This window comes from Runella sp. SP2 (assembly GCF_003711225.1).
GTDB lineage: Bacteria > Bacteroidota > Bacteroidia > Cytophagales > Spirosomataceae > Runella.
The window spans coordinates 4,823,666-4,837,074 of sequence record NZ_CP031030.1 but is presented as its reverse complement, the minus strand read 5'-3'; the positions used below and the strand labels follow the sequence as shown (position 1 = coordinate 4,837,074).

Here is a 13,409-nt window from a genome sequence, read left to right as displayed (position 1 = left end):
CATTCGCCGTGACGAACAGGGGAGGGTATGGTTGTTTCAAAGTAGGGTTAGTAAGCTCTCACTACGCCCCGTCCTTCGTAGAAATTGACGTAGGCTTTGTTCACAACGCGGTTTCCGCCAGGGGTTGGATAATTTCCTGTGAAATACCAGTCACCGCTGTGGTTGGGGCAGGCTTTGTGCAGGTTTTCAACCGTTTGGAAAAGAATCGACAATTCGGCCTTGAGGTCTTTGGGACGAACAATTTCGGCTACTTTGCGCGATACTTCTTCGTCTGTAAACTGATCAAAAAGCGCCTTGACGTAGTTTTGCTGCGTGGCATTTCCCGTTTCCAATGCGGCAACGCATTGGGCATATACTTCTTCGCGAAGGTTATCGAGGCCGCGTTCTTTGAGCAATTGCAAAGCGGCACGGAACGCCACAAAATCTTTCACCTTCGACATATCAATACCGTAGCAATCGGGATAGCGGATTTGCGGAGCCGACGATACAATAATGATTTTCTTAGGTCCAAGGCGGTCGAGCAAACGCAAGATACTCTTTTCGAGGGTAGTACCCCGCACGATAGAATCATCCACGACCACAATTGTATCGACGCCTTTTTTCACTACCTCGTAGGTCATGTCATACACGTGCGATACCATTTCGTCGCGGGCCTCATCACTGGTAATGAAGGTTCGTTGTTTAACGTCTTTCGACACCAATTTCTCAATCCTTGGGCGGAACGAAAGAATTTTGTCCAATTCTTCAGGGGAGAGATTGCCATCGGCAACGGCTTTTTTGCGTTGTTTGGCCAAATAGTCTTCCAAGCCTTCAATCAATCCAAAAAAGGCGGTTTCGGCCGTGTTCGGAATGTAAGAGAAGACGGTATTTTCGAGGTCGTAATCTACTTCCTGCAAAATCTGCGGAATCAGAAGCTGACCAAGTTGCTTACGTTCGTGGTAAATATCTGGATCAGAGGCCCTAGAAAAATAAATCCGCTCAAAACTACAAGAACGTTTTTCGAGCGGCTTTAAAATTTGGTGCTGATCGTACTCGCCATATTTGTCGATGATGAGCGCATGACCAGGTTTTATTTCTTGAATGTCGGCGTAGTTGGCGTTGAAAGCGGCCTTGATGGCAGGTTTTTCGGACGCAACTACCACAACTTCGTCGTCGGCATAATAATACGCAGGGCGGATACCCGATGGGTCACGAACCACAAACGCTTGTCCCGAGCCTGTCATTCCACACATGGCAAAGCCACCGTCGAAATCGCGACATGAGCGGTGAAGCACGCGCACCATGTCCATGTTGTCTTCAATGACGTCGGAGAGGTCGGGATTTTCGTAAATTCCCTTGAAACGGTCAAAAACGCGCTGGTTTTCTTCGTCCAAGAAGTGCCCGATTTTTTCCATTACCGTCACCGTGTCCACGCGGTCTTTGGGGTGCTGTCCCAGCGAAACAAGCTTGTTGAAAAGCGTGTCAACGTTGGTCATGTTGAAGTTCCCTGCTACTACCAAGTTGCGGCTACGCCAACTATTTTGACGGAGCATGGGGTGGCAGTTCTCGATTTCGTTGGCCCCGTGGGTACCGTAGCGAAGGTGACCTAACCAAACCTCGCCCGTAAATGCCACGTTTTCTTGTAGCCATTTAGCGTCGTAGCGAAGGTCTTTATCGTCGCCTTTGAGTTCTTTGAAAGCCTTTTTGAATTTCTTCTGGACTTTCGTAAAAATCTCTGCGACAGGTTGTTGGTCGACCGAACGGTAACGGCTAATGTAGCGGTGCCCTGGCGGAACTTCGAGCTTGATGTTGGCTACACCCGCGCCATCTTGACCGCGGTTGACCTGTTTTTCCATCAAGGTGTGTAATTTGTAAACTGCGTAGAGGGGTGTGCCGTATTTGTCAATATAATATTGAAACGGCTTCCGGAGGCGAATGAGGGCAATACCACATTCGTGCTTGATTACGTCGCTCATCAGAGAGTATGAAGTGTGTGACGGATTGTTAACACAAAGTTAAGAAATCAGATTCCAAAACCTTGTGTTAAATTACAAGAAAGTTGAAAAATATAAAAAGGTAAATGATTAATGCAATTTAACGAACGGCGTATTCTTCGATTAATGGCCGCCGATAGGGCGCATGGAAAGCCAACACAATGTCTTTTTTGGGGATACCTTGCTCTTCTAACTCTAAGGCAATTCCTCGTTCAGTCCAATCCTGCTGGATATAGACTTTTTCACCAATAATGTCAATATGTAAATTAATACCATGTAAACGCTTATACTGTTGCCAACCAACTCCCATAAGAAGGTAATGGCCATGTTCATCGTCAATGATTAGTTGCTCAGTATATTCTTCGGTATTGGGCATTTGATAACCAGAAGCGTGATTTTTGAGAACTTTCTTGATGATTGATTTATAGTGCTCTATTGTATCCATCTTGAAATATCCTTTTCAATAGGTCGAAACAAAATTATTTTGAGTTTTTCTTCTTCAATAGTAAGACGTCCAAAATCATCATTAAGTAAAATGTCATAGACGTCTTCGGGCATGGCCAGATAAAGATGAAATGGAATTTATCGCGCGCCATGTTATGATTGCAATTTAATACCTACAAATACGGAACAACGGTCTCTAATCCCATTCCTCTTGAGCCTTTGATAAGCACATGGGTGTTTTGTTGAGGATGATCAATAACCCAGTTGTGTAATGAGAATTTATCGGGGAAATAATAGGCTTTTGGCAAAGCAGACAAGGCATCTTTCATGAGCTTCCCCGCCAAAATGACAACGTCAAATTTTTGCGCCGCTACCAATTTTCCCAGTGCTAAGTGTTCCGTGGGCGATTCGTCGCCTAGTTCGAGCATATCTCCCAAAATTACCATTTTACGCTCGGCTTTCAACTTCCCAAAGTTTTCAATAGCGGCTGCCATAGAAGAGGGGTTGGCGTTGTAAGCGTCCATAATTACGGTATTGCTTCCTTTTTGAATGATTTGAGAGCGATTATTCGTCGGATTGTACTCTGCGACGGCGGCGTTGGCATCTTGATCCGAAACGCCAAAATAAGCGCCAATCGCCAAAGCTGCGGCGATATTTTCAAAATTGTACCGGCCCGTCAGATGCGTATGAACGGTTTGTTGGTGGGCATCTTGGTAAATCACCAAAGGAGTATCTTCTAACAGTTGCGGGGCAGTGGCATCGGCTAGGTAAAGTACCTTTTCACTAAAATTGCGCTCGTTGGCCATTTCTTGGAGGGTCGCATTGGCGCCGTTGACAAACACCGTACCGCCCGAAGTCGAAAGCCAATCAAATAATTCTCCTTTGCCTTTGCGGACTCCTTCAATTCCTCCAAAACCTTCCAAATGGGCTTTGCCAATGTTGGTAATCATGCCGTGGGTAGGCTCGGCGATGCTGCTGAGAAGGGCAATTTCTTTTTGGTGGTTGGCACCCATTTCTACGACGGCCATTTCGTAACTTTTGTCGATGGCCAATAGCGTGAGCGGCACACCGATGTGGTTATTAAGATTGCCTTTGGTAGCGTAAGTGCGAAATTTTTTACTTAAAACGGCCGCAATCAGCTCTTTTGTAGTGGTTTTTCCATTGGAACCTGTCAAGCCTACTACTGGGATGTTGAGTTGACGACGGTGGTGGTTGGCCAATTGTTGAAGCGCTTCTAAACTGTTTTCCACCAACAGGAAACGGTTATCCACAGCGTATTCAGAGTTATCCACAATGGCGTATTTTGCTCCTTTTTCTAACGCATCTTTGGCATAAACATTTCCATCAAACTTATCTCCCCGCAGGGCTACAAACAAACAGCCTTCAACAATTTGTCGGGTATCAGTTGAAACGCCATTACAGGCCAAAAAGCAATCGTATAATTGAGAAATCGTCATTTGCGTTTAACTTCATTTTATGTTTTTAAAAAGGGTTACTGCGCGGAGGGTCGGGTTTTGAGAAACTCTCTTCACGGGAGGTCGGGTTTTGAGAAACCCTCCACACGGCATATTTGCCCCTTGCCCTTTGCACATTTGCCTTGTGCCCCTTGCACTACTGCTCCTTACTCCAGACTTCGTAAATCTTAGCCCCTGCGCTGCTTAGGCCACTGTGGTGCCAATCTTTGCCGTCTTTGAGTTCGTAATCAAAGGTGAGGGATGCACCTACGCGGCTATTGTCGCGGCTAAAAAATTCAATTGTTTCGGTGTATTTTCCGTCTTTGATAACATAACTACCGCCGCCCGTACCCGAAAACTGCTTGGTTTCGGGGTTGATGGCTGCCCATTGAAAACGCGTTCCTGTGAGCATTTTGAGGGTTTTACGGGGGCCACGTTGCATGGGAGCAATGTTCCCGTCGTTGCCCATGCGGCCTGTGATACGGTACAAGGCCGAGGCAGGTGTGCTACCGTCGTCCATTTGTTGCCATTCACCTACGTTTTCAACCGATAATTTTTTTCCCGAAATCGTTATTTTGAAATTTAAGGTCTTGCCGACTCTGGAGGTATCCGCAGAATTGAACTCGCTTTTGTAGGCAATGGTGCCGTTGGTGATTTTGTACGTTCCGCCTTCGGTATAAATAAACTCTTTTTCTTTGTAGCGAGTCATCATCAAGTAGTCGTCCGAGCAAATGAGCGAAGTGATGATTCCATCGTCACTTTTTTGCTGCCAAGTGCCTTTTAATTGGGCAAATGTGGGGGAACTGAGCAAAAGCCCCATACCTAACATCCAGCAAGAGAAGCGAAATAGTGTTTTCATACGAGTGAAAGGTTTTTTTATTTTGAGCAAAGTTAATCCAAAACCTCCCAGAAACAATAAAGCAACTCTCATGAATGAAAGTTGCTTTATTGGGTAATTCATTTTTTCACTTGTACTGTCAGCGATGAAAATGCCATGAAAATTAGACGTTCATGAGCGATTCGCGGCGGCGCATTTTGCCCGCTGGAATGCCGAACATCATTTTGAAACGACGGCAAAAATAGGCCGTGTCTTTGTAGCCAACTTCAGCACCGATGGCACGAATACTTTTCTTCGACGTACGAAGCAAATTAACGGCTTCTTCCATCCGTTGGTATTCGATGTAGTCTTGTGGGTTGATTTGGGTCAACATTTTGAAATACTGACCTACGTAATCTTCCGATACGTTGGCGACGTTGGCCAATACCTTGTTCGACAAATCGCCTCCCAAATTGTCTTTGATGTAGGCAAAAATATCAATCAAACGAGGGTCTTTGAAGTAGGTACTGTTGGTGACCAATTGCTCCACAAACAGACGGTTTTTCAAAATGTAGCGAATAACTTCAATTGCAAGTTCTTCGGTTTTAATTTTGATGATACGTCCGCGTCCTGCCACGTCGTTAAAATCTTCCTGCAAAATCTCACCAATCAAACGACCAAGGTAGGCGTTATGCTTGATGATAAACGGCGGAATGTCCAACGACGTAAAGAAGTTGACCGAGTCAAATACCTTGGCGTCAAAGGCCACAAGCCCAAATGAGTGAGGTATTTTGCCCACTTGTGACGAGTCGCGCAGTGTATCGAAATACAATTCGCGGCGGGTCAAGAACTCTTCGTTGCTTACTACCTTTGGTTGCACGTTGTCACCGCTGCTGTAAGTAACAGTGGCGTGCTTTCCTCCTGGTATAAAAAGCATGTCCCCAACTTCGATTTTTTCGTTGCCAAAAGACACTTCCCCGTCGTAAAGAATCATCAAGGAGTTCTCTACGTCATAAAAGTTTTTAATGGTAATAGTTTGCAACATCCGGATGTGACGAGCCTTGATGAACTTCACTCCCAGCGATTCGATGATTTTATTATAATCTTCCATTTGAAAATGGGTTAAGTGCGTCCCGTTTAAGTAAATGCAAAATTAGCGTTTTTCTGAAAATTTGTACAAAACTAATAATTGTACAAATCTAATACAAGTGTGGAATTTTTTTCAATATAAAAAAAAGTGCGCGAATCCCGCAAGGAAACGCGCACTTTTTTTTTGAAAAACCCCTTAAAATTGGATTATTCAGGCTTTTTGCAATTCTCGGGCTATCACCAATTTTTGTATTTCTGAGGTACTATTCAAACACTTTGTTAGTGGCCTTCAATATCAATCAGGTCTTTTAACTTCACCTTTAACCCTTCTGCAATTATTTTTAGAGTACATATTGTGACATTTAACTCGCCCCTTTCTATACGACCTATTTGTTCACCGTGGTTTCCAATCAAAACGCCTAAGTCAACTTGAGATAACCCACGCTCTTTCCTCAAAGCTCTGATTCGCTCTCCTATAAGCTTAAGAAAAACGGAATTTTTGACGTTTTGCATGGTTTGCAAAGCGACAAAAACCTATTAAAAAAAATCAGAACATATATGTTGTATTTTTTCGTATTCTTTATATTTTTGTTTTAACTAACAATTAAACTTTAAAACTATGAAAACACATTTTTTGCTAATGCTAACTTTTTTTATGGTTGTAGTGTCTTCATGTAGAACTAATTTGGTAGATTCGCAAGTGTCTCTACTTAAAGAACTTAGTGTAGATGAAGCACGGGATTGGTATCTTAAAACTTATGCAGCAGGGCTACGTAGAGGGGCGTCTCCAAATGACGTACAAAGAATAGTTCCTTGGAAGCAAACTCAAATTTTCAAAAAGGGTAATAGTAACTATATTTACACACCAGTTTTATATGGGGATAGAAAAAAGTTAGCTGTTGGTATTCTTGGAGAAGGGAAAAACAAAGCAAGTAAAGAAGATTTAGTAATTGCCGAAGAAGGTATTGTGGTATTTAAGAACCAGAAAGGTGAAAATGAGGCACGACTTCTTCAATTTTTACCAAACGACAGTAAAGGTATTAAAAAAGGCAATAAGCCGAAAGACTTAAAGAAATTTGATGGTTGGGTCTTCATTTGTGATGTAATGGGTAATCTAAAAGCGGGGGTAGAATACAAAAATGGAAAAGTAGAAAGGAGTTTTGACGTTGAGCAACCTAAACAAGCTCGTGTCCAATCTTGTATCCAAGTACCAATAGTTTATCAAACGGTTGAAGTAAGTGGGTGTGGAACAAACTGTGTAGATGTGACGGTAATTTTGCATACGACAACAGGAATGGTGTGCACTTACAGTGGTTCAAATTTACAACCAGGAAATTACAACATTATGGATGCCATAGGTGGAGGAAGTGGAGGGGGTGTACCAATTGAACCAGCACAGTCGATAATAGAAATTGATTATTCTGCGCTAGAAGCATATCCCTGCATTGAAGAATTGTTAAAGGATGGGCTACAAAAAAATTTACAAGGGCCAAAATCTAGAGCTGCACAATGGATTGAAGATTATTTTGGGGGCGGGGTAACGCAAGCACAAATGAAGTTTTTGGTGGATGAGAGCATGCCTTTTCCAGCAGCAACTATACGTTCGCAATTTTCACCTTCAGGAAAAACTGAGATACGGTTTAAGCCAAATGAAATGTTGAACTTTTCAAAGGAATATGGAATTGCTATTATTTTACATGAGTTTATGCATGTTAAGTATGGAGTTCACGACCCTTTTGCTATAGCGTTTCCTGCAGGAACTCAACTTGAGCACAGAGAAATGTTAGCAAAAGACCTTCAAGAGTTGGCGGATGCTTTGCAGAGTATTACAGGTATTTCACAGTTTGATGCGAGGGCTATAACAATAAATGGTTTAGCAGATGTTAAAAACTCTGATCCTGCGTATTTTGATAGTAATGTTAAGAATGCTTATGGTGCAGATTTTGATGTAAACCAAGCTTTGTCTCATGGAGCCAAGTATGGTTATAATAGGACTTTAGGTGCAAATCCTTGCAATTAGTTTGATTGATAATAACTTCATAGTACGATGAAAAGAAAAAGTACTTATGTTTATGCATTGATATTCTTTGTATTAGGTATTAATGCTATTTGTCAAGATAGAATGCCTGTATTCATAGGAGAGAAAAATAACCCTACCGAATATTTTTCTGCTTATGTTGCGAAACGAAGGCTTGAGTTATTGGAAAAAGCTGACCACCTTGATACGCTCTGTTTAGAGTCTATTTGTTATGTTAAGTTCAAAGTAGATGCTACAGGGAAAGTATTTAACACTGACTGTACAGTGACAGCTCCTAAGCTCATCTCCAATTTTTTAAAAGAAATGGTAAAGTCATCAGATAGTTTATGGAAGCCTCAATTGAGGGAGGGAAAACCGGTAGAAAGTATTTCCTTCTTATTACCAGTTTATTATAAAGTCTATTCTAAATGCAAAGAACGTTTCAAACCACAGGTTAAAACTCTTGAAGGGTTTTGGCATATTCACTGGTTTAATGGCGACATTCAGTACGATAGTACATTGAGAGGGGCTTCCTATCAAACAGATTTGATAGAACCCTATTTGGTTATGCATCCAATTCAGGTCTATATAGGGAAACCTATTTATTCCAATTGACATAACATGCCAATAAAAATAAGAGGAGTGGGAAACCCCGCTCCTCTTATTTTTGCAATTCTCGGGCTATCACCAATTTTTGTATTTCTGAGGTACCTTCGTATATCTGAGTTATTTTTGCGTCGCGCATTAATCGCTCTACGTGGAATTCTTTCACGTAGCCATAACCGCCGTGAATCTGTACAGCTTCGGTGGCAGCCCACATCGCTACTTCCGACGCAAAGAGCTTGGCCATGGCCGCAGCTTGTACATAGTCTTTGTGTTCGTCTTTGAGGCGGGCGGCTTTATATACCAATAAGCGTGCTGCTTCGATTTTTGTGGCCATTTCTGCCAATTTAAACTGAATGGCTTGGTGCTCGAAAATAGCTTTTCCGAAGGCTTTGCGTTCATTGGCGTATTTGAGTGATAGTTCCAACGCTCCTGCGGCAATACCGAGGGCTTGGGCGGCTATTCCGATGCGGCCACCGTTGAGGGTACTCATGGCAAACTTAAATCCAAAACCATCGTTGCCAATGCGATTTTCTTTGGGAACGTTCACGTCGGTAAACATCAACGAATGCGTATCCGACGCACGGATTCCCATCTTGTCTTCTTTTTTACCCACTACAAATCCGTCCCAGCCTTTTTCGACAATCAGGCAGTTGATGCCCTTGTGTTTGAGTTCGGGATGGGTTTGGGCCATTACTAGGCATACTGATGAAATGTTTCCATTGGTAATCCAGTTTTTGGTACCGTTGAGAAGATAATAGTCACCTTTGTCTTCGGCCGTGGTATGTTGAGAGGTTGCATCCGAACCTGCTTCGGGCTCAGAAAGACAAAACGCCCCAATGATTTCCCCCGATGCAAGTGGCGTAAGGTATTTTCGTTTTTGTTCTTCGGTACCGTAGGCTTCTAAACCATAGCAAACCAACGAATTGTTGACCGACACCATCACCGAGGCCGACGCGTCCACTTTCGACAGTTCTTCCATCGCCAACACGTACGAAACCGTATCCATTCCACCTCCGCCGTATTCGGGCGAAACCATCATTCCCAAAAAGCCCAATTCGCCCATGCGTTTGAGGAGTTTTGGGTCAAATTTTTGTTCATTGTCGCGTTCGATGACTCCTGGTAGGAGCTCGTTTTGAGCAAAATCGCGGGCTGCTTCCTTTACGGCTAAATGCTCTTCGGTTAAGTTGAAGTTGAGTCCTTCTAATACCATCGTGCTTTACTGTTTGTGAAGTGTAAGAGTTTGTTTTGACTTTGGCTCAAATGTACAATTTTGAAAAATAGTATGCAAGCATACTTTTAGGCAACTCCACCATTGACACTCAGGGTGTGTCCATTGACGTAACCCGCTTCTTCGGAGGCCAAATACAGGTACGCATTGGCGATGTCTTCAGGAAGTCCCATCCGTTTTACAGGGATGCCCGCTACGGTTTGGTTACGGACTTCTTCTGGAATCAAATCGGTCATTTCGGTTTTGATGAAACCAGGCGCTACGGCATTGGCGGTAATGTTGTACTTGCCGAGTTCTTTGGCCCACGTTTTCACCATTCCGATGATGGCCGATTTGGTGGCTACGTAGTTGGTTTGACCAAAATTTCCCGTTTGACCCACCACGGAAGAAGTACAAATGATTCGGCCATATTTTTTCTCTACCATGTACGGGACAATGGTTTTGGTACAATTGAAGACCCCGTTGAGGTTAATGTCAATGACTTGTGCCCATTCTTGGTACGACATTTTGAGCAACGATTTGTCGCGGGTAATGCCTGCGTTGTTGACCAAAATATCAATTTGTCCGTAGCGTTCGTAAATATCGCGGGCGGCGGCTTCGATGGCAGGCACGTCGGTGACGCTGATTTTGGTAAATTCAGCAGAAAAGCCTTTATCGCGGAGCTCTTGGGCGGTTTGTTCGCCCGCGTCGAGCATATCCCAGATTATCACTTTGGCACCTTCGCGCGTAAAAATTTCGGCAGTGGCTTTCCCGATTCCACGGGCACCTCCCGTAATGATGGCAACTTTATCTTGTAAACGCATGGTTAAAAAAGGTTTTAGGACTATTCAAAAGCTAAACTTATCATCTCGGCCACACAGGCAGGTTTGGGATGTCCTTCTATTTCAAAGACAAGCGTCATGGTTGACTTTACGCCGTTGGGTTCTTGGTCTTCAACTTCTTTGAGGGTGGCGTGCATTCGTACGCGGCTGCCTGTGGGTACGGGCGACGTAAACCGAACTTTATTGGTGCCGTAATTGAGCCCCATTTTTGCTGATTTTACTTGGTACAATTCATACATAAACTTAGGCGCCAAGGAGAGCGTCAAAAAACCGTGGGCAATGGTTGTTTTGAACGGAGAGTACTTGGCAGCCATGTCGGTATCTACGTGAATCCATTGGTGGTCACCAGTGGCTTTGGCAAAATCGTTGACCATTTCTTGGGTGATTGTCACCCATTCGCTTGTGCCAATTTCTTGACCTACGTGGGCCCGAAATGCGGCGAGGTTTTCAAAAATGAGCATTTATTGGTTTTCGGTTTAGGGTTTTTGGTTTCCTGTTTAGGAGTTTTTTTGTCATGTCGATGCTAGGAGACATCTACGACGTCATCAGTGCTTTTGAGTATAGGTCGGGTTGTGAGCAACCCTCGTCACACATGAGGTTGTGAGCAACCCTTCTCACTAGGGCTTGTTGCTATCGACTTTGATACGTTCGTCCCGATTGGCCAATTCCCACGCAGTATGAAAGACAAGCTGAACAATTTTTGTCTGCTTGTCAAACATAATTTTTTCGACGTCATCGCCAGGGCGGTGGTAGTCTTCGTGAACCCCTGTAAAATAGAAAATAACGGGTACTTTGTTTTTGGCAAAGTTGTAATGATCAGAGCGATAATAAAAACGATTGGGGTCGGTGGGGTTGTTGTAGGTGTAATCTAGCTTGTAGTTGGTGTATTTTTCGTTGGCGGCTTCGCTAATGGCGTGAAGCTCCGACGAAAGTTTGTCAGAACCAATCAGATACACGTATTTGGGGTCATTCTTGTGAGCAACGTCCACGCGGCCAATCATGTCGATGTTGAGGTCACAAACGGTATTTGCCAACGGAATGACGGGGTTGGAAGTGTAATATTCGGAGCCCCAAAGCCCTTTTTCTTCGCCCGTTACGGTCATAAACAAAATGCTACGGCGAGGGCCATTTCCTGCGGCTTTGGCTTTAGAAAACGCCTCGGCCAACTCAAGAATAGACACCGTACCAGAGCCATCATCGTCGGCGCCGTTGTTAATTTGTCCGTCAGAAGAAATGCCAATATGGTCTAAATGCGCTGAGATGACGATAACTTCGTCTTTCTTGTCGGTGCCTTCCAAGAACCCAAGGACGTTCTCAGTCATTATAATGTTGTCTTTGCGTTCAGCTTTGAGACGAATGGTTTTTTCGGAAATAGCGTTGACGGGTGGTTTGCCCGTTTTCGTAATTCCCTGTTGAATTTTTGACCATTTTTTCTCTTTGACTCCCAATAAATCAAGCGCCATTTTCTTAGAAATGGTAAAGGTAGCGTAGCTGCTAGGCGTTTCGTTATAAGGCTTCATCGAAAGGCGGTTGAAGCGTTGACTCATCAACATTCGACGGTTAAGTTCTTTGGTAAAATCGTCACCAGTGAGTTCCGAAACAATCAACACGTATTTGGCACCCTTGCTGCTGGCGAGGTTAGCTTTGCGTTGCCAAGCCATGTTGTCGTTGCTCCATTTGGTGGCTTTATCGTCGCCCGAAAGCAAAAAGTTGCCTTTGCTGTCCTTCGGCTCGCCTTCCCAAATTAGCACGGCTTTGCCCTTTACATCTAGGTTGGTGTAATCGTTGTACTTATCGGATTCGATGCCGTAGCCCGCAAAAACAACGGGGACTTTTTCTTCCGAAAGCACATTAATGATGCCGTTCAGGTAAAAATCATCTTGGAGTTCGTAGCGCTCTTTTTCGGTGGCCAAATATACTTCGCCCCAGCTTTTTTGGTAAAGTGCGTAAGGTTGAAAGTATGATTTTGAGCCATCGACGGCGGGAACAATCGGTTGTAGTCCGACGGATTTGAAGAAATTAGCGACGTAATTGGCCGCTTTTTTTTGCCCTGGCGAGCCCGTATCGCGCCCTTCGAGGCTATCGTGCGCAATGACGCGCAAATGGCGCTCTAGGTCTTGGGCCGTGATTGTTTGGGCAAACTGGGTAGAGGCGTCTTGGGCAATTGCTTGCGTGAAGCACAGCGCCAATAGCGGTACTGCTTTCAAAAAAAGTTTGTTCATGGTTTTGGTTTGGATGAATGAAAAATATCAACTACCATAATCTCCAAGAGGCGATTTGGCTGATAAAATTAGGGATAGATTCGGGCAGAAGGAAGGCCATAAATACAATGCCGAAAAGCGCACCGTACAAGTGGGCGTCGTGGTTGATACGACCACGATTTTGGCGAGATTCATAAAACGAATAAGCCATGTAAATGCCCCCAAAAATGAAACCTGGCACGCAAATCGCGAAATAGAGACACACTTTTTGGAGTGGTGCCAATAGAATAAACGCAAACAAAAGCGCCGATACGCCGCCCGAAGCGCCAAGGGAATTGTAATTACTGTTGTTGCGGTGCTTCAAAAATGTGGGAATATCTGACACCACGATTCCCGCCAAAAAGAGAAGGAGGTAATAAATAGTGCCGTTGCTGCCAAAATACCCCCCCAAAAACATCTCCATGGCTTCCCCAAAAAAGTAAAGACTGAACATGTTGAAAATGAGGTGCCCGACGTCGGCATGGATAAAGCCCGAAGTAAGAAAGCGATAATATTCGTTGTATTTAGAAACACGAACGGGATTAAAAACCCATTTGTCGAGCAACGAGGGATTTTGCCAAGCGTACCAGCTCAGACCAACAGAAACAAGAATGATGACGATAGTAAGCGACATTACAGCGAGGGTAGTTCAAAAAGGTGTTGAAATTGATAACATTACAACACAAACATAATGGAACTACCGTAAACCGCCAATGTTTC

The 13,409-nt window shown here is 43.9% G+C and carries 13 protein-coding genes; 2 read left to right on the top strand and 11 right to left on the bottom strand.

What is annotated here, in order from left to right; genetic code table 11:
• Positions 1-47: 47 nt before the first annotated feature.
• The 6 genes from DTQ70_RS19370 to DTQ70_RS19345 form a co-directional block, all read right to left on the bottom strand.
• Positions 48-1,955: an amidophosphoribosyltransferase gene (locus DTQ70_RS19370; RefSeq protein WP_122932336.1), complete on the bottom strand. Its 1,908-nt coding sequence runs from the start codon at positions 1,953-1,955 to the stop codon at positions 48-50.
• Positions 1,956-2,073: 118 nt separating this feature from the next.
• On the bottom strand, positions 2,074-2,418 hold the full coding sequence (locus DTQ70_RS19365) for a XisI protein (RefSeq protein WP_122932335.1): 345 nt from the start codon (positions 2,416-2,418) through the stop codon (positions 2,074-2,076).
• 172 nt (positions 2,419-2,590) lie between these two features.
• Positions 2,591-3,874: a UDP-N-acetylmuramoyl-tripeptide--D-alanyl-D-alanine ligase gene (gene murF, locus DTQ70_RS19360; protein WP_122932334.1), complete on the bottom strand. Its 1,284-nt coding sequence runs from the start codon at positions 3,872-3,874 to the stop codon at positions 2,591-2,593.
• Between the two features lie 154 nt (positions 3,875-4,028).
• On the bottom strand, positions 4,029-4,730 hold the full coding sequence (locus tag DTQ70_RS19355) for a membrane or secreted protein (RefSeq protein ID WP_164490117.1): 702 nt from the start codon (positions 4,728-4,730) through the stop codon (positions 4,029-4,031).
• 142 nt (positions 4,731-4,872) lie between these two features.
• Positions 4,873-5,799: an AraC family transcriptional regulator gene (locus DTQ70_RS19350; protein ID WP_122932332.1), complete on the bottom strand. Its 927-nt coding sequence runs from the start codon at positions 5,797-5,799 to the stop codon at positions 4,873-4,875.
• A 257-nt stretch (positions 5,800-6,056) separates the two neighbouring features.
• Positions 6,057-6,290, bottom strand: a complete 234-nt coding sequence (locus tag DTQ70_RS19345) for a helix-turn-helix domain-containing protein (protein WP_122932331.1) — start codon at positions 6,288-6,290, stop codon at positions 6,057-6,059.
• 106 nt (positions 6,291-6,396) lie between these two features.
• Here DTQ70_RS19345 and DTQ70_RS19340 point away from each other — a divergent pair, with 106 nt between their 5' ends.
• Positions 6,397-7,797: a hypothetical protein gene (locus tag DTQ70_RS19340; protein ID WP_122932330.1), complete on the top strand. Its 1,401-nt coding sequence runs from the start codon at positions 6,397-6,399 to the stop codon at positions 7,795-7,797.
• 27 nt (positions 7,798-7,824) lie between these two features.
• Positions 7,825-8,409, top strand: coding sequence for a hypothetical protein (locus DTQ70_RS19335; protein ID WP_122932329.1), 585 nt, complete (start codon positions 7,825-7,827; stop codon positions 8,407-8,409).
• A 46-nt stretch (positions 8,410-8,455) separates the two neighbouring features.
• On the opposite strand, the gene DTQ70_RS19330 is transcribed toward DTQ70_RS19335, so the two are convergent.
• The 5 genes from DTQ70_RS19330 to DTQ70_RS19310 all read right to left on the bottom strand — a co-directional run bounded on the left by DTQ70_RS19330 (position 8,456) and on the right by DTQ70_RS19310 (position 13,323).
• Positions 8,456-9,610, bottom strand: a complete 1,155-nt coding sequence (locus tag DTQ70_RS19330; RefSeq protein ID WP_122932328.1) for an acyl-CoA dehydrogenase — start codon at positions 9,608-9,610, stop codon at positions 8,456-8,458.
• A gap of 86 nt (positions 9,611-9,696) precedes the next feature.
• Entirely contained in the window at positions 9,697-10,431 is a 735-nt protein-coding gene (fabG, locus tag DTQ70_RS19325) for a 3-oxoacyl-[acyl-carrier-protein] reductase (RefSeq protein ID WP_122932327.1), read from the bottom strand.
• A gap of 20 nt (positions 10,432-10,451) precedes the next feature.
• Positions 10,452-10,910 carry a MaoC family dehydratase gene (locus DTQ70_RS19320; protein WP_122932326.1) on the bottom strand — a complete coding sequence of 153 codons (459 nt, stop codon included), beginning with the start codon at positions 10,908-10,910 and terminating at the stop codon, positions 10,452-10,454.
• Between the two features lie 156 nt (positions 10,911-11,066).
• A complete protein-coding gene (locus DTQ70_RS19315) occupies positions 11,067-12,671 on the bottom strand; it encodes a M28 family peptidase (protein ID WP_122932325.1) in 1,605 nt (534 codons plus the stop codon).
• Between the two features lie 31 nt (positions 12,672-12,702).
• A complete protein-coding gene (locus DTQ70_RS19310; protein WP_122932324.1) occupies positions 12,703-13,323 on the bottom strand; it encodes a rhomboid family intramembrane serine protease in 621 nt (206 codons plus the stop codon).
• Positions 13,324-13,409: the final 86 nt, after the last annotated feature.

Coding starts and splice junctions, on each gene's coding strand:
- DTQ70_RS19370 (WP_122932336.1), bottom strand. CDS start 1,955: ATGAGCGACGTAATCAAGCACGAATGTGGTATTGCCCTCATTCGCCTC.
- DTQ70_RS19365 (WP_122932335.1), bottom strand. CDS start 2,418: ATGGATACAATAGAGCACTATAAATCAATCATCAAGAAAGTTCTCAAA.
- murF (WP_122932334.1), bottom strand. CDS start 3,874: ATGACGATTTCTCAATTATACGATTGCTTTTTGGCCTGTAATGGCGTT.
- DTQ70_RS19355 (WP_164490117.1), bottom strand. CDS start 4,730: ATGAAAACACTATTTCGCTTCTCTTGCTGGATGTTAGGTATGGGGCTT.
- DTQ70_RS19350 (WP_122932332.1), bottom strand. CDS start 5,799: ATGGAAGATTATAATAAAATCATCGAATCGCTGGGAGTGAAGTTCATC.
- DTQ70_RS19345 (WP_122932331.1), bottom strand. CDS start 6,290: ATGCAAAACGTCAAAAATTCCGTTTTTCTTAAGCTTATAGGAGAGCGA.
- DTQ70_RS19340 (WP_122932330.1), top strand. CDS start 6,397: ATGAAAACACATTTTTTGCTAATGCTAACTTTTTTTATGGTTGTAGTG.
- DTQ70_RS19335 (WP_122932329.1), top strand. CDS start 7,825: ATGAAAAGAAAAAGTACTTATGTTTATGCATTGATATTCTTTGTATTA.
- DTQ70_RS19330 (WP_122932328.1), bottom strand. CDS start 9,610: ATGGTATTAGAAGGACTCAACTTCAACTTAACCGAAGAGCATTTAGCC.
- fabG (WP_122932327.1), bottom strand. CDS start 10,431: ATGCGTTTACAAGATAAAGTTGCCATCATTACGGGAGGTGCCCGTGGA.
- DTQ70_RS19320 (WP_122932326.1), bottom strand. CDS start 10,910: ATGCTCATTTTTGAAAACCTCGCCGCATTTCGGGCCCACGTAGGTCAA.
- DTQ70_RS19315 (WP_122932325.1), bottom strand. CDS start 12,671: ATGAACAAACTTTTTTTGAAAGCAGTACCGCTATTGGCGCTGTGCTTC.
- DTQ70_RS19310 (WP_122932324.1), bottom strand. CDS start 13,323: ATGTCGCTTACTATCGTCATCATTCTTGTTTCTGTTGGTCTGAGCTGG.